The 13,678-nt window shown below is 61.3% G+C and carries 18 protein-coding genes and 1 pseudogene; 10 read left to right on the top strand and 9 right to left on the bottom strand.

The window, feature by feature from the left end:
* From K309_RS0131675 to K309_RS44380, 7 genes are all read left to right on the top strand, one after another.
* The coding region (locus K309_RS0131675) for a transposase domain-containing protein (RefSeq protein ID WP_029050042.1) at positions 1 to 291 on the top strand (291 nt) is incomplete at its 5' end.
* A 407-nt stretch (positions 292 to 698) separates the two neighbouring features.
* Positions 699 to 1,178, top strand: a complete 480-nt coding sequence (locus K309_RS0131670; RefSeq protein WP_029050041.1) for a VOC family protein — start codon at positions 699 to 701, stop codon at positions 1,176 to 1,178.
* Positions 1,175 to 2,395, top strand: coding sequence for an FAD binding domain-containing protein (locus K309_RS0131665; protein ID WP_029050040.1), 1,221 nt, complete (start codon positions 1,175 to 1,177; stop codon positions 2,393 to 2,395). Before K309_RS0131670 ends, K309_RS0131665 begins: the two co-directional genes overlap by 4 nt.
* 24 nt (positions 2,396 to 2,419) lie before the next feature.
* Positions 2,420 to 2,803: a DUF485 domain-containing protein gene (locus K309_RS38185; RefSeq protein ID WP_051320723.1), complete on the top strand. Its 384-nt coding sequence runs from the start codon at positions 2,420 to 2,422 to the stop codon at positions 2,801 to 2,803.
* Complete coding sequence (locus K309_RS0131655) at positions 2,800 to 4,437, top strand: cation acetate symporter (protein ID WP_029050039.1); 1,638 nt, start codon at positions 2,800 to 2,802, stop codon at positions 4,435 to 4,437. Before K309_RS38185 ends, K309_RS0131655 begins: the two co-directional genes overlap by 4 nt.
* Before the next feature lie 116 nt (positions 4,438 to 4,553).
* Positions 4,554 to 5,228 (top strand): TetR/AcrR family transcriptional regulator, encoded by a 675-nt coding sequence (locus K309_RS0131650; protein ID WP_084402644.1) that lies wholly within the window; start codon positions 4,554 to 4,556, stop codon positions 5,226 to 5,228.
* 247 nt (positions 5,229 to 5,475) lie between these two features.
* Positions 5,476 to 6,054: a TauD/TfdA family dioxygenase gene (locus K309_RS44380; protein WP_500784387.1), complete on the top strand. Its 579-nt coding sequence runs from the start codon at positions 5,476 to 5,478 to the stop codon at positions 6,052 to 6,054.
* A 116-nt stretch (positions 6,055 to 6,170) separates the two neighbouring features.
* Here the strand turns inward: K309_RS44380 and K309_RS0131640 are convergent, their stop codons facing one another.
* From K309_RS0131640 to K309_RS42655, 5 genes are all read right to left on the bottom strand, one after another.
* A complete protein-coding gene (locus K309_RS0131640) occupies positions 6,171 to 6,728 on the bottom strand; it encodes a hypothetical protein (RefSeq protein ID WP_156914514.1) in 558 nt (185 codons plus the stop codon).
* Positions 6,729 to 6,749: 21 nt separating this feature from the next.
* Positions 6,750 to 7,226: a hypothetical protein gene (locus K309_RS0131635; RefSeq protein ID WP_029050035.1), complete on the bottom strand. Its 477-nt coding sequence runs from the start codon at positions 7,224 to 7,226 to the stop codon at positions 6,750 to 6,752.
* Between the two features lie 584 nt (positions 7,227 to 7,810).
* On the bottom strand, positions 7,811 to 8,515 hold the full coding sequence (locus K309_RS0131630) for a dienelactone hydrolase family protein (RefSeq protein WP_029050034.1): 705 nt from the start codon (positions 8,513 to 8,515) through the stop codon (positions 7,811 to 7,813).
* 103 nt (positions 8,516 to 8,618) lie between these two features.
* The gene (locus tag K309_RS40835; RefSeq protein ID WP_084402642.1) at positions 8,619 to 8,876 is read right to left on the bottom strand and encodes a DNA-binding protein; all 258 of its coding nucleotides are present in this window, start codon (positions 8,874 to 8,876) and stop codon (positions 8,619 to 8,621) included.
* Positions 8,860 to 9,081, bottom strand: coding sequence for a hypothetical protein (locus K309_RS42655; protein ID WP_198030892.1), 222 nt, complete (start codon positions 9,079 to 9,081; stop codon positions 8,860 to 8,862). The genes K309_RS40835 and K309_RS42655 overlap by 17 nt, the downstream gene beginning before the upstream one ends.
* 260 nt (positions 9,082 to 9,341) lie before the next feature.
* Between K309_RS42655 and K309_RS42135 the strand changes: the two genes are divergently transcribed.
* Complete coding sequence (locus tag K309_RS42135) at positions 9,342 to 9,707, top strand: hypothetical protein (RefSeq protein ID WP_156914513.1); 366 nt, start codon at positions 9,342 to 9,344, stop codon at positions 9,705 to 9,707.
* A 338-nt stretch (positions 9,708 to 10,045) separates the two neighbouring features.
* Here K309_RS42135 and K309_RS0131620 read toward each other — a convergent pair whose 3' ends face one another.
* The 3 genes from K309_RS0131620 to K309_RS38180 form a co-directional block, all read right to left on the bottom strand.
* A complete protein-coding gene (locus tag K309_RS0131620) occupies positions 10,046 to 11,086 on the bottom strand; it encodes an H-NS histone family protein (RefSeq protein ID WP_029050032.1) in 1,041 nt (346 codons plus the stop codon).
* 177 nt (positions 11,087 to 11,263) lie between these two features.
* Complete coding sequence (locus K309_RS0131615) at positions 11,264 to 11,509, bottom strand: H-NS family nucleoid-associated regulatory protein (protein WP_029050031.1); 246 nt, start codon at positions 11,507 to 11,509, stop codon at positions 11,264 to 11,266.
* Entirely contained in the window at positions 11,493 to 11,870 is a 378-nt protein-coding gene (locus K309_RS38180) for a hypothetical protein (RefSeq protein WP_051320722.1), read from the bottom strand. The genes K309_RS0131615 and K309_RS38180 overlap by 17 nt, the downstream gene beginning before the upstream one ends.
* 120 nt (positions 11,871 to 11,990) lie before the next feature.
* On the opposite strand from K309_RS38180, the pseudogene K309_RS38175 reads away from it, so the two are divergent.
* Together K309_RS38175 and K309_RS38170 are read left to right on the top strand one after the other, a co-directional pair.
* A pseudogene (locus K309_RS38175) lies at positions 11,991 to 12,350 on the top strand (DUF4158 domain-containing protein); the annotation flags it as partial.
* A 103-nt stretch (positions 12,351 to 12,453) separates the two neighbouring features.
* On the top strand, positions 12,454 to 12,939 hold the full coding sequence (locus K309_RS38170) for a phasin family protein (RefSeq protein WP_035878685.1): 486 nt from the start codon (positions 12,454 to 12,456) through the stop codon (positions 12,937 to 12,939).
* Positions 12,940 to 13,400: 461 nt separating this feature from the next.
* Here the strand turns inward: K309_RS38170 and K309_RS38165 are convergent.
* A partial coding sequence (locus K309_RS38165; protein ID WP_035878683.1) for an integrase core domain-containing protein occupies positions 13,401 to 13,678 on the bottom strand: 278 nt, incomplete at its 5' end.

Here is a 13,678-nt window from a genome sequence, read left to right as displayed (position 1 = left end):
TGGCCCAAGCTCGTCCGTTACGTCGAGAACGGCGCCTGGCCGATATCGAACAATGTGATTGAGAATTCGATCAGGCCGTTCACCGTAGGGCGCCGGAACTGGCTCTTCTGTGACACCGTGGCTGGCGCGAACGCAAGCGCGAATCTGTACTCGATCATTGAGACCTGCAAGGCCAATGGCGTCGATACGTACCGCTATCTCGTCGCCTTGTTCAAGGCGCTGCCGCTCGCGAAGACCGCTGACGACTACGAGGCCTTGCTGCCTTGGAATCTCAAGACATCCGCTGTTTAGCCGACCTCGTATCCGGCCGCAAGAGGCGTTGTTAGTCGACCGCTTACATCACTTGCGCGGAGATGCGGTCGGACACGCACTTTCTCACGCTCAGGCTGTGGTCTATCTTGGTACTCCACCAAGGCGCTTTTTCACCAGCCGCAAGCCAAAATGCCTGGCCCGAGTCATGATCGTTCGATAAATAAGGATCGAGCCTGAATGATCTGCCACCTTTCAATGTGACGGCAGATATCGCATACGAACTGATCGCAGCACCGCCTAAAAATGAATCTTTGTGCACTTTTGCACGGTTCTGGTTTGAATTCTTAGGGGTAAACACCGCCCGCTCCCGTCTTGGCAATCAATCCTCATCAACCTATGATTTATCACATGATCACTTATCGAGTGATAATTATCTGGAGGCAAAGATGGGAATCACAAAGTTGGCCCACTATTCAATCCGCACGACCGATCTGGAACGTTCGTGCGCATTCTACGAACGCGTCCTTGGGTTTCAGCGCGGCTATCGCCCGCCCTTCGCCTTCCCGGGAGCGTGGCTCTACATGGGGGACGATGAAGGGGACTTCGGAACTGTCCACATTATTGGCGTCGATCCCGGCAATCTCTCTGGTTTGACAACTTACCTTGGTGACAAGGCGCTGCCGGAGACCGGAACCGGCACTGTCGACCATATTGCCTTCCTAGCCAAGGGCGTAGCCGCAATGTGGCAAACGCTGCAAGCCGAGGGCATCCCCTGGCGGGACCGCACGGTCCCCAGCCTGGGACTTCACCAGCTTTTCATCGAGGACCCCTCGGGCGTCACGATCGAACTCAACTATTCCGCAGAAGAGGTAGCGGGCCTGACCGCGCCACCGCAAAAGCAAGCCGACGCAGGAGCCACAGCATGAACGCCGCACAACCATCGCCACGCAAGGCCATCGTGATCGGAGGGTCCGTGGGCGGGCTGTTTGCCGCAAACCTCCTTTCGCGTGCCGGTTGGGAAGTGGAGATTTTCGAGCGTACTCCCGAGGCACTGACCGGGCGAGGCGCCGGCATTGTCACGCACCCGGAACTGTTCGAGGCCCTGGCCGCGGCCGGTGTGACCGTGGACGACAGTATCGGCGTGTCAGTCAATACCCGCGTCACGCTGGCGCGCGACGGCAGCGCCGTTTCCGATCGCGAACTGCCGCAGACGCTGACAGCCTGGGGAAAAATGTACGAGGTACTGGGCAAGGCCTTTGCCGGCAAGTATCGCACCAGCGCGAATGTGACGGGGGTGGCTACGCACCCCGATCATGCCGAGGTCACGCTTCAGGATGGCTCGAAGCATCGCGCGGACATGGTAATTGCCGCGGATGGCTTCCGATCAGGCGTGCGGGAACACCTGCTGCCATCGGCGCAACTCGAATACGCTGGCTACATCGCGTGGCGCGGTCTCGTCGACGAAACCGGCCTCACTCCAGCTACTCATGGCGCGATCTTCGATAAGTTCGCGTTCTGCCTGCCACCGCGAGAACAAATCCTCGGTTACCCGGTCGCCGGTGACCGCAATAGCACAGCCCCTGGCGAGCGGCGCTTCAATTTCGTTTGGTATCGCGCCACCTGCGAAGATGAGTTGGCTGATCTGTTGACCGACGCACAGGGCAAGTGCTGGTCTAGCGGCATCCCTCCGGCATTGATCCGCGCTGACGTGCTTGCCGACATGGAGAGCGCTGCGGCCGAACTGCTCGCGCCCCAGTTTGCCGAGGTTGTGGCGCGGACGCCCCAACCGCTGTTCCAGCCGATCTATGACCTGACCGTCTCGCGCATGTCCTTCGGGCGCATTGCCCTGCTTGGCGACGCCGCATTCGTGGCGCGCCCGCATTGCGGCATGGGCGTGACGAAAGCTGCAGGTGATGCCATCGCGCTCGTCCGCGCTTTGGACACATCCGCCACCGTTGAAGCAGGCCTTGAGACCTACAGCGCGGAGCGGGTACAGGTGGGCCAGGCAATCGTCGAGCATGCCCGCCACCTGGGTGCCTACATGCAGGCGCAGCTGAAGAGCGATGAGGACCGTGCCATGGCCGAGCGCTACCGGACGCCGGAAGCCGTCATGCGAGAGACCGCCGTGTCGCGTCGCTTCTGACAACATCAACATTAGGAGACAACCATGCCTCAAGTCGCCCCCCCATCTGGTTCGCTAGGCGCGCCATATGGCGTCCACCGTGCTGTCGACGACATCGATCCACCGCTGACTCCGCACCCGATGCTCGAACGCTCCGACTTCGAGCACCTTCAACGCGCTCGCCGTCGTTTCTCGTGGTCACTTACCGCAGCGATGCTGCTCGCCTACTTTGGCTTCATCCTGACGCTGGCGTTTCGCCCGGATCTGCTTGCCCTACCGCTGGTGACCGGACAGCCCATGAGCGTCGGTATTCCGGTCGGCTTCGGCATGTTTGCCTTCACGTTTGCGCTGGTAGCCGTCTACGTCTACCGCACCAACACTGTTTACGATCGCATGATCGCGGAAGTTCGCGCCGGAGCACAGTCATGAACCGCTTCCTCCTTGCAGTCATCGCGCTTGCGATGGCCACTCCGGCCATGGCCGCAACTCCTCCGGTGGGCCAGGGACTGAATGTCATCGCCATCGCAATGTTCCTGGTATTTGTCGTTGCTACGCTTGGTGTCACGCGATGGGCAGCCAAGCGCAACAACAGCGTCGCTGATCACTATGCCGCCGGCGGCAAGATCACGGCGATGCAAAATGGCTGGGCTATCGCGGGCGACTACATGTCCGCCGCGTCATTGCTCGGCATCTCGGCACTCGTGTTCACTAGTGGCTACGATGGACTGATCTACTCGATCGGCTTCCTGGCGAGCTGGCCGATCATCCTGTTCCTGATTGCCGAGCCGCTGCGCAACCTCGGACGCTACACGTTAGCCGATGTGCTGTCGTACCGGCTTCGGCAACGTCCAATTCGCGCCTTCTCGGCATCGAGCTCCATCGTGATCGTGCTGCTATACCTCGTCTCGCAGATGGTGGGTGCGGGCAAGCTCGTGGAACTGCTGTTCGGCTTTAGCTACACTTCGGCGGTGGTGCTGGTCGGGGTACTGATGGTGGTGTACGTGTTCTTCGGCGGCATGCTGGCGACAACGTGGATCCAGATCATCAAGGCGGTCATGCTGCTGGCCGGCTGCGCCTTCATGGCGTTCATGGTGATGAGCCGCTTCGGCTTCAGCCTGAACAGCCTGTTCGACCACGCGATTGCAGCCCATGGCAAGCAGCAGGCGATCATGCGCCCAGGCGGGCTGGTGTCCGATCCGGTCTCGGCGGTTTCGCTCGGGTTGGCACTGATCTTCGGCACGGCAGGCCTGCCGCACATCCTGATGCGGTTTTTCACGGTTAGCAACGTCAAAGCGGCGCGCAAGAGCGTGCTTTACGCAACCGGCATTGTCGGCATGGGCTACGCGCTCATCATCGTGATCGGCTTCGGCACAATTGCATTGGTAGCGAAGGATCCCCTGTACCACAACAGCACTGGCGCGGTCATCGGCGGCGTCAACATGGTGGCCGTGCACCTTTCTCATGCGGTGGGCGGCAATGTCTTCCTGGGATTCATCTGCGCGGTCGCCTTTTCGACGATCCTTGCAGTGGTGGCAGGACTGACGTTGGCCGGTTCCTCGGCAATCTCCCACGACCTCTATGCCACGGTGATTCGCCAGGGCCAAGCGTCGGACAAGGACGAGATGCGGATCTCGCGCATCACCACGCTGGTGCTGGGCGTACTGTCGATCCTGCTTGGCATCTTGTTCGAGAAGCAGACCATCGCGTTCATCGTCAGCCTCACGTTCTCGATCGCGGCAAGCTCCAATTTTCCGGTTCTGCTGCTCTCGATCTACTGGCGTGGTCTGACTACACGCGGCGCCGTCATTGGCGGCATGATAGGCGTGGTCACGGCCGTGGTGCTGACGATCCTCAGCCCAACGGTGTGGGTACAGGTGCTAGGCCACCCGTCCGCGATTTATCCGTATGAGTATCCGGCACTGTTCTCGATGCTGGTGGCCTTCGCGGGGATCTACCTGTTTTCTGTCACCGACCGCTCGGCGCGTGGCGTGTGGGAGCGTAATGCGTACCAGAACCAGCGTGTTGACTGCGAATTAGGCATCCTTGCGAAGTCTGGAAGCTGACGGCGCCTTCCGGTGTCACCCCGAGGCGGCGGCCCGCGACTGGCCTGCCGCCTGTTTCCATTTATCGGGCGATTGGTAGAATCGGGACATTCGAACAGAAGGACCGAGAGACAGCCATGGAGTCACGCGCCACAACGACCGGGGACGTCGCCGCCAACAAGTCCGCGCGCAGGTTGCTGCCGGAGGAACGGGAGCAGCAGATCGTCGAGAAGGCCATCGAACATTTCACGCGTAATGGGTTCGGTGGAAGCACGCGCGAGTTGGCTCGGCAGATTGGCGTCACCCAGCCCCTGCTTTACCGGTACTTCGAGAGCAAGGATGCCTTGATCGAGCGTGTCTACAACGAGGTCTTCCAGTGGCGCCCGGACTGGGAGCGACAGATCACGAACCGGTCCTTGCCGCTGGTCGAGCGACTCCACGCCTTCTATCTCGACTATTCGACCGTGATTCTTCGTGAAGAGTGGATCCGGCTCTTCATTTTTGCCGGCCTGACGCACGAAGGTATCAACAACAAATATCTCAGTAAGCTGCGGACCAAGGTATTCCTGCCCGTCCTGGCCGAGATACGGGAAGCCTTCGGCATCCCCGTTCCGCGCAATGCCACCGAAACGGACGCCGAGATCGAGATGATCTGGAGCCTTCATGCTGCCATCTTCTACATTGGCGTTCGCAAATGGGTCTATGGCCTGAAGGTGCCCACCGATCTGGATGCGCTAATCCGCCAGAAAGTCGATTTGTTCCTGTACGGAGCACCCGCAACGATGGAGAAAATTCGAGGCCAGAAGGCCTGAAACGCCTTCTCCGTGCTTTGTTAGCCTTTTGACGGTCTTATTGGGGAATTTTTGGACCGTATGATGGGCACATGAACCCGTTTATCGCCGGGTGGGAATCAATGATACTTCCTGCATCGACATGCACGGGACAACCGTCATGTCAGCCCACTCGACTCCCCTGCAGCAATCCCAACACGCCGAGGCACCAGCAAGCGCGCATTCTCTTTGCGATGAGACCGGCCGCGCGTCGCATCCGCATCCCTATCTGCAACAACATCCCGGCTTCCAGCGCCTGTTCGGGCCTGGGGGCCTGACGGTCGGCCTTATCCTTCCACTGGAAACTCATCCGGGCAAGCCGGCGCCGACTATGGCAGACCACGTGGAGATGGCGCAACGCGCCGAAGCCGAAACACAGGTTCGCATCGCTAGCGGCAGGACGTATCTGACACGACCGGATGCGGTCCCGCCCCATACTGATCACCCGGACGCCCGATTGATTCTGTGGTTTTGCAACCGGGGCGACCGACTAGGATCAGGCGCCAATCGGTTGATCGACGCTAGAGCGGCAATCGAAGCACTACCTCATGGCGCCCAGCGGGAATTGAGTCAATATAGGCTTGCATGCCCCGAGCGCGGCGGTCTTGAGCCGAAGGGTTACCACGCGATGTTTGAATTGGACAGCCGTAACGTTTTCTACGCACGGTGGCTTTGTGAAGACATGCCATGCGCTGCGGTCAGGATGTTTGAGCAGATGATAGAAAGTAGAAAGTATCAGCGGACCGTTCACCTCCAGGTTGGAGAGGCGTTGCTCGTTGATAATCGACGAATGTTGCACTGCCGATGACGGCATCGATTCTGATATCTTTTGGATAAGGTGAGTCGCGCTTTCCAGTCATGGCGATACGGTAGGACCCTCGACGAAAGGGCGGACGCGCCGGAGTGATTCGCCGAGGAGTTTTGTCAGAGGGTATGGACGTCTCCCCCGGTTACGGGGAAGGCCAGACCGCGAGGATCGGAATCGAAAGGACCCTCACACTTAGAGAAGTCGTGGACAGCGCCCGCCTCACGGGCTTCTATCAAGCGTTGGCGGCGGGTGTTGTAGTGGTCTTGATCTAGGAGAAGGATCTTGTGGCACTGCCCGGGCTTCTTCCAAGTGACGCAGTACGTCTCGAGAAGGATGGCTGCCAAGTAGAGCGGCATGGGTACAGGGGGAGTCTGCCGCTGGCGTTTGGGCGTGCGGGCTGCTTCTTCCCAAAATCGAATGAAGTCCGTAGCGGACATCGGCTTTTCGCCGGATCTCCATTTCGCCAGCAACCCCTGCGGCAGGTTGGCCCACTGCGAGACGACTTTCCATGGGACTCGCTTGCGCGGCCACTGACCGTTACGCCAGCGGTAGATCAGCCGGACGCTGAAGTCCAGCAGCCGTGCTATCGGCAATTCCACCAAGCCACGCCGGCTTGGCCGGCCTGTCTGCACGGCGGCGCGGGCGGCCTGGCGCGGGAAGAGGCGGGTGAGCACCGAGCCGTCGATGGGGTCCGACTAGACCGGGCCGAGGTATCTCTGGATGCTGATATCGAAGGTCGCCAGCAGGGAGATCAGGCAATGGACGGCAAGCACGGCAACAAAAGGCATTGCCTCGTCCCACGCGGTTGCCTCGGCGAGCTCTGTGAGCGCCTGCCGCTCGGAGTAGTCCCCCACGAGTTGACCTTCAGGGCGGTCAAAGTGCTCAGCATCGAAGACCGATGAGTCTCGCAGAATCTGTGCGATGTGGCTGGGCGGCTTGCCATCTTGATACGCACTTTCCAGGTCCGAGATCAACCTGTCGATCCTGGTGGCATGAGAGATGGCCTCCTCACCGCCGCCGAACCCGAAAAATGCAATATAGGTCCAATCGGCGTAGACGGCCGGGAAGTCACAGCGACGACTGGGAAAGCCGGTCTCGAACGATTCGATTTCTTCGGGCTTCCATTGCTGCTGCCGCAACTGCTGGCGGGTGCTGGCGATACGTCTTTGCATCGCGCGATCCAGCGTGGACTGTCGCCGCACCCCGAGGCGCAACTGCGATCTCGATAGTCCTGTGACCCACTGGATGAAGCTTGTGATAGAGGTTGCGTGCGCGGGCCAGGACTCGTATCAAAACCTGACACATCACGTCTGAGGGCGCCATCCCGGCAAGGTATTGGCGAAGCTCGGCGATCGACTCCAGCTCTTTGTGCGGTCGATCCCGGACCCGTAGCCGTGGGGTCAGTAAGGAACTGTTTTTCATCGGTCACGCCTGCTATGGTCCACTTTGCGCTGGTTGTACATGATGCTGTCTGGGTCCATCGCGGAATAGCGCTGTTCCAGGCGAGAGACTGTCGCGTCGTATTGCGCCTGGGTTTCCACTGGCGCGGGTGGCGCCAGTGGTGGTACGGAGGGCGGCGGATCGAAGCACCCCCGCCGCTTCCAGCTCCTCCATGGTCGGCCCGTAGTCCGCCATCCGGGCCTGGATCCAGTGGATCGACTCCGCCCGCTCATTTTTCCTGCATCGTTGCGTCGCTTCCGGCATCCGAGTTCAGGGCGGCATGGCCGCAGACGGGATGCTTCCCGGCTGGCGATGATCAGCGCCAGAGGTGGCGCGCGAAGAACGTCAGCGTGCGGTCCCAGGCGACCTGCGCCCAAGCGGCGTCGTACTGGGTACCTGCGATGCGGCCGTCGCCGATGGCTTCCTCGTTGGCAAAGGCATGGTGCGCGAGGTAACGGTGGAACGTCGCGTCGACGCCGCCGGCGCGCAGATTCTCCTCGAGCTTGTCGAAGTCCTCGGCCGCAAAGAACGCGTCCTGCGTGGCCGCGTGAACGAGCACCGGCACCTTGATATTGGCAGGGTCGATGGCTTCCAGCGGCGGCATGCCGTAGAACGGCACACCTGCCTTCAGCTCGGGGATGGCGTTCAGCGACAGCAGCGTCAGCGCACCACCCATGCAGAAGCCGGTGATACCGATGCGGCTGCTCAGGGTGCCGAGGTACTGCACGGCGCCGCGGATGTCCTGCGCCACGGCGTCGCCGAAGTTCAGCTTGGACATCAGGTGGTGGGCCTCTTCCTGCTCGACCGTGCTGGCGCCGCGGTAGAGGTCAGGCACCAGCGCGAAATAACCGGCACGCCCAAGGCGGTCAGCCACGCCGCGAATCTGGTTGTTCAGCCCCCACCACTCCTGGACAACGATGATGGCCGGGGCGCCGTCGGTGAGATCCGGCCTGGCAAGGTAGCCGTTGACCGACTGGCCGTCGGGACGGATAAACGAGACGGTCTGACCGATGTGTCGCATGATTGGCTGCTCCTGTTGTTTGCTGTGGACCAGATGGGTCGGATGATAGCGCAAGGGAGGTGCTCCGGAATGCGCGGGCAGCGGCAAGCGGCGAACCCGTCGACTATCCGACCCAGAAAAACTCCACCGACTGCCCCGCATTGACTGCCCGCCGCAGCCAGTCCGGCATCTCGCCCTGCCTGTCCCAACTCTGCCCCGCGGCGTTGCGGTAGCAAACCACTGGCGCTGGTGCGGGTAGCGGCGGTGGCGGAGGGGGCGGCGGATCGAAGCACCCCGCCGCCCGCAGTTCGTCCATGGTCAGGTCACAGTCGGCCATCTGGATCCAGCGGATCGCCGCCGCCCGCTCAGTTTTTACTGTCATCGCGGGTGTCGCTGCAGTCGCTGCCATCTTCCGGGTTCGAGCCGGTAGGCACCCCGTGCTCGTCCGCCGGCTTTGCGCCCTGCTCTTCGCCCTGATCACCCTGCGCCGCCGGCGCGCGCCGCTGCCTTGAGCCGGGCGCGAGCCTCGGCCTGCGCCACCGCGGCTTCGCGGCCTCGGCGCGCACCGCCGCCAGTTCCGTGCGCAACTCCTCGCAGGCCCCGGCGCGCGGTGCGCTCCGCGTCCAGTTCGCGCAAGGCGCGGCGCTCGCTGGCTTCGGCCCGTTCCGAAAGTCGACCGGGATTCGAAATTAAGCGGCAGAGCATAAGACCGTATCCCGCCTCGGCCCAATAGGGCATTGCCCCTCCCAAGGGAGGATGGTTCGCCAGCAGACCATCAAGTAATGTCGGCGCGCCGGCTCGCGGCCTCAACGCCATCACGACCGGCCAACATTACATTGGGGAAGACATGGGTAAACATTTTTATGGCAAAGCCGCCGATAAACACGAGGCTATGCGGTTGGCCAATAGCTATGCAAAAAAATACAGAAAAGGCGTGTGCTATACGCCCTCGAAAGAGAAGTCCTGTGTATTTGACGAGTCCACGAAGCTCTGGACATGTATGGCTGCCGCACACCATCACGCGGGCAGCTGTGGCACTTACGAGCTTGACTGCGATGGTAGCGGTGATTGGCGGGTGGACATCGGCTGGTCGTTTGGCCAGCAAGGTGAAGCTAGCCCTGCAGGACAACCGGCCCAGATAGCCAATCCGGGCGCTGGTCTCGGCGATGACGTCTATACGGACGCGCTTCCGGAGGATTACGAAGCGGCGTGAGCTCGGCGAGGCGAGCGGCAGCTAGCGCCTCGCATCAGCCGATCAGGCGGCGTAATTCCGCAGATTCCGGTGATGGCTACGGCGTGGGTAGCCGCGCGGCCGAGCCGTGTCAGGGCTCCCGTGGAGTAGGACCATTGGGAAATGGCGGGAAAGGGACAAGTCAGCAAGTGTCTGATTTGACGGCGATTTCAACTGGGCATCGCCCGGAAACCCGTATGGGTGCTAGGGGTGGCTACCCGAGTAAATTGCGCGGAAATCAAAGGGACCCATAAAGCATCTGCCGAGTTTGATAGATCCTATGTATGGGGGTGGACCGGCCGCTCCCGCCAACCTGTCGTTCAGTACAAGAGATCGATTAGGAAACGCTCGGGCTTCTTGCCAATCCACGCGGGAGCCCTACCGCGCCCCGACCAGGTCTGGCCCGTCTTGGGGTTGCGGTACCTCGGAGGCGGCGCGGCCTTCGTCTTGCTCAGAACAGCGCGGGCAGCGGGCTCAACACTGGGCTTGCCCGCAATGTCCTCAATGCTGAGGTCGTATTCCTGCATCAACTGCTGAATCTCCTCCACGACCTTTGGCACTTCCGTGGCTCGCAAATGCTCAAGTTGCGCATTGACAGATGCCAGTTGAGCGAGCAGTGAGGATTTGGACGGGCTTTGGGTTGCAGTAGGCGCTTTTTGCTCCTGTCGCGGCTTCCGGGTTTGCGTCTTCTGAGTCGGCGTTGCCGGGGCAGCCTCCACTCCACGCAGTGTTATCTGCTTCGGCCCGCGCTTCCGGGTTGGGGTCTCTTGAGTCGTGACTTCCGGGGCGGCAACTTCAGCTAGGATTTGCGGCTTCCGATCGCGCCTCGGGGTCCGTGTCTCTTCCGGCGCAGCTTCCGGAGCGGCAGTTTCGGTGAGCGCTTTCGGCTGCCGACCGCGCTGCGGGGCCCGCGTCTCTGCCGGCGCTGCTGCCGGAGCTGGGGCGTAAAGCGCAACCCGAGCTTCGGCCACGGCTTCAGTGGTCGCTTCCGAGGGCATGGCTTCAATGGGCGCTTCCGGCGCGTCGGATTCAGTCAACGCTTCCGAGGCGGCAGCTTCCCTCGATGCTTCCGGTGCCACGTCTTCCGTTGAAGCGTCCGGGGCTGCGTAAGACCGCCGGCGCCGATATGACACGGTCGCCGTCGGGCCGCTATCCCGGATTGTCGACCAGAAGTCCAAGCGTTGGGCCTGAGTGTCAACGCTGCCACTACCGACGCCTGCACCAATGGCTTCACCAATGACGGGATCCGCGTCGCGCATCGCCTCAGCGATGGGAAGCTCCATCTGACGAGGTCCGTCCGTCGCATTGCTCGCGACAAGGGGTTCAACTTCTTGCTCTGGGGCCAATTTGTTCTCCTTCATTGAAGCCACTGCACGTGCAGACGCTTCCTAATCCCATGGACGGTGAGACCTTGTCTCTTGGGTGTCGTTCGCTTCTCGCCTGCGCCAAGCCTTCCTGACGAATTCTCGCGCCCAATCACAACAGCCTCGCCCTCGTCACATCCGCCATTGGACAGAGGGCCGCATGCATCGGTGAGACTATCCAACCCGGTAAAACTCCTTGCTCTGCCCCGCATTGACCGCCCACTGCAGCCAGTCGGGCATCTCGCCCTGCCCGTCCCATTGTTGTCCCGCGGCGTTGCGGTAGCAGACCACCGGCGGCGCGGGTGGGGGCGGCGGATCGAAGCACCCCGCCGCTGCCAGCTCCTCCATGGTCAGCCCGTAGTCGGCCATCTCGGCCTGGATCCAGCGGATCGCCGCCGCCCGCTCAGTGTTTGCTGTCATCGTGTTCGTTGTCGCTGCCGTTGCTGCTGTTGCTGCTGTTGTCCGGGCTCGGGGCGCTCGCCCCCTGGACTTCGGCTGGCGGTTCGGCTGGTGTGTCGCTAGGTGTGTCGCCAGCCAGAGGGGCCTGGCCGCCGGCCTTGCGCCGCCGTCGCTCGGCGCTACCCCCCTCCCCCCGCTCGCGCGGCGCCAGCCGTAATTCTGCCAGCAGCTGACGCGCCAGCGCCGCTTCGGCTTCGCCACGCTCGGCCCGGCGCTGCGCCACCGCCAGCTCGGCCTGCACGCTGGCCAGGTCGTCGGCCATGGCGGCCTGCAACGCGGCGTCGGTCAACTCGAGGTCGGCCCCTGACCACGATACGCCCAAACCGCTATCATAAGCCTTTAGGTTATAAAGATAGCAACATTCATTACTTTCCGGAATAAGAGGCAAACTGTCCTGTCCCAGCTAGGCTGGCCGGCCTTTCAGCGATTGTCGAGATCCTGCATGGCCACCGTCGAGCGCACCGCCTACCCGCGTTTCCCGAAGGTCTTTTCCCTCAAGGAATTGCGGGCCTGCTACATACCCAGCGCAGAAGAGCTGGACTGGGCGACCCGGTCCACACGCGGGCAAGAATCGCGACTTGGTCTGCTGGTGCTCCTGAAGGTCTTTCAGCAGCTACACCACTTCCCGGACCTTGACACAATTCCTGCCAGCGTGACGGAGCTGGTACGCATCAGCGCCGGCCTGAACCCAGGTACAAGGTTTGGCTACGACCGAAAGGTGTCGCCGACTTTGTTCCGGCACTACAGGGTGGTGCGAGAGTTCCTTGGCATCCAGGCCTACCTCGGCACCGAGGCCAACGAGGGTGATTCCCATTCGTGTAAACCCTATCCGGTCGGTCATTGCGCTGTCATCGTCAACGGTTAGAGTGCCGGCTCTGAAGATGAAGGCGATAAAGGAGACGCAGATGTTTCTCACGTCTGAGCAGATTGCCGCCGCGCAGCGTGCCAGCCTGGAAACCTTGTGTGGGCTGACGCTAAAGGTCTTCGAGAGCCTGGAGCGGCTTGCAAGCTTGAACCTGCAGGCAAGTAAGGCGCATTTCGCTGACGGCGTAAATGTTATGCTAAAAGCGCTTTCCGCAACGAGTACTCGCGATCTCTTGGTGCTCCAGGAGGAGACCATTAGGCCGGCGCACGACAAATTGCTGAGCTACATTCGTCAGCTTTCCGAGATTTCTGACGCCGCTCAGCTTGATTTCCCGACATTTATTGAAGCCGTCCAAGACGCCAATGCAGAGAATCTGCAGGCATTCTTTGCGAAGGTCTCAAAAGCTAGCCCCGTAGCTTCGGAGTCGTCGGTGGCTATCGTGAAGTCCGCTATCCGCGCAGCCCAGGCCGCTTACGTGTCAGTCCAGCAAGTCACGAAGGAAACGACCGAGCTTGCGAATAGCTAGGTGGGCTTAATTCCGCGCTTGCGATTGACTGATCAGAAGTTCGGAAATCACCACTCCCGATAACGGGCTCGCGGGCGCTCGTCGCCTCTCCGACGGAACGATGCCGATACCGCGATGTTACTCCCGCTCCGTCGGACCCGACGACCGTCATGGCAAGCGTTGAGGACGCGTTATCGGACCTTGTCGCCCCTTCCCTACTTTGTCGCCGTCACCTACTTCCCAGCCCAGGCGCAGCTGCTAACCGTTGGCCCTTTGGGGGCGTAAGGCAGTTGTCGGCTATGAGCTGCCGCTCAATTTGAACCACCAAGATTGTAAACAATCTGTCTTACCGAAGCTGCAAGCGCGGCCGACTGCAATCATTGGCAGTCGGCCAGACACAATGCTAAACGGCGTTCCAAGCGCATTTCGCGTTATCTATTTCTCTCCTCCGGTGTGTGTCAAGGTAGTTGTCGCGTCCGCCGTTATGCTGCTTTCCGGTGCTCCTTAGCTTCCAGCTCAGCTCGCTCGGGGTTCAGGTAGACCACTGGCTCCAGCTTCCAATTCCGGATCCCTCGCGACCGGCGCTGCGGATGTCGGGCGCGGGCTGCCTGATATAGCATCGTGCGCCGCGCCAGTAGGGGCGGCGCTTCCCCGCGGTGCCGCTGGTTCGGCGTGACGTACTTCAGGCCGCTGTGGCGATGCTCCTCGTTGTACCAGCACACAAACCGGTGCACCCAGTCGCGCGCCTGCTGCAGCGTAT

Origin of the sequence: Cupriavidus phytohabitans, from assembly GCF_000426345.1 — a bacterium.
Lineage (GTDB): Bacteria > Pseudomonadota > Gammaproteobacteria > Burkholderiales > Burkholderiaceae > Cupriavidus.
Note: the sequence above shows the minus strand (reverse complement) of the source record. Positions and strands in the feature narration are given on the sequence as shown.

Bases quoted from the DNA above. Each gene is read 5' to 3' on its own strand.
- K309_RS0131670 (WP_029050041.1), top strand. From the start codon at position 699: ATGGGAATCACAAAGTTGGCCCACTATTCAATCCGCACGACCGATCTG.
- K309_RS0131665 (WP_029050040.1), top strand. From the start codon at position 1,175: ATGAACGCCGCACAACCATCGCCACGCAAGGCCATCGTGATCGGAGGG.
- K309_RS38185 (WP_051320723.1), top strand. From the start codon at position 2,420: ATGCCTCAAGTCGCCCCCCCATCTGGTTCGCTAGGCGCGCCATATGGC.
- K309_RS0131655 (WP_029050039.1), top strand. From the start codon at position 2,800: ATGAACCGCTTCCTCCTTGCAGTCATCGCGCTTGCGATGGCCACTCCG.
- K309_RS0131650 (WP_084402644.1), top strand. From the start codon at position 4,554: ATGGAGTCACGCGCCACAACGACCGGGGACGTCGCCGCCAACAAGTCC.
- K309_RS0131635 (WP_029050035.1), bottom strand. From the start codon at position 7,226: ATGCAAAGACGTATCGCCAGCACCCGCCAGCAGTTGCGGCAGCAGCAA.
- K309_RS0131630 (WP_029050034.1), bottom strand. From the start codon at position 8,515: ATGCGACACATCGGTCAGACCGTCTCGTTTATCCGTCCCGACGGCCAG.
- K309_RS40835 (WP_084402642.1), bottom strand. From the start codon at position 8,876: ATGACAGTAAAAACTGAGCGGGCGGCGGCGATCCGCTGGATCCAGATG.
- K309_RS42135 (WP_156914513.1), top strand. From the start codon at position 9,342: ATGGGTAAACATTTTTATGGCAAAGCCGCCGATAAACACGAGGCTATG.
- K309_RS0131620 (WP_029050032.1), bottom strand. From the start codon at position 11,086: ATGAAGGAGAACAAATTGGCCCCAGAGCAAGAAGTTGAACCCCTTGTC.
- K309_RS0131615 (WP_029050031.1), bottom strand. From the start codon at position 11,509: ATGACAGCAAACACTGAGCGGGCGGCGGCGATCCGCTGGATCCAGGCC.
- K309_RS38170 (WP_035878685.1), top strand. From the start codon at position 12,454: ATGTTTCTCACGTCTGAGCAGATTGCCGCCGCGCAGCGTGCCAGCCTG.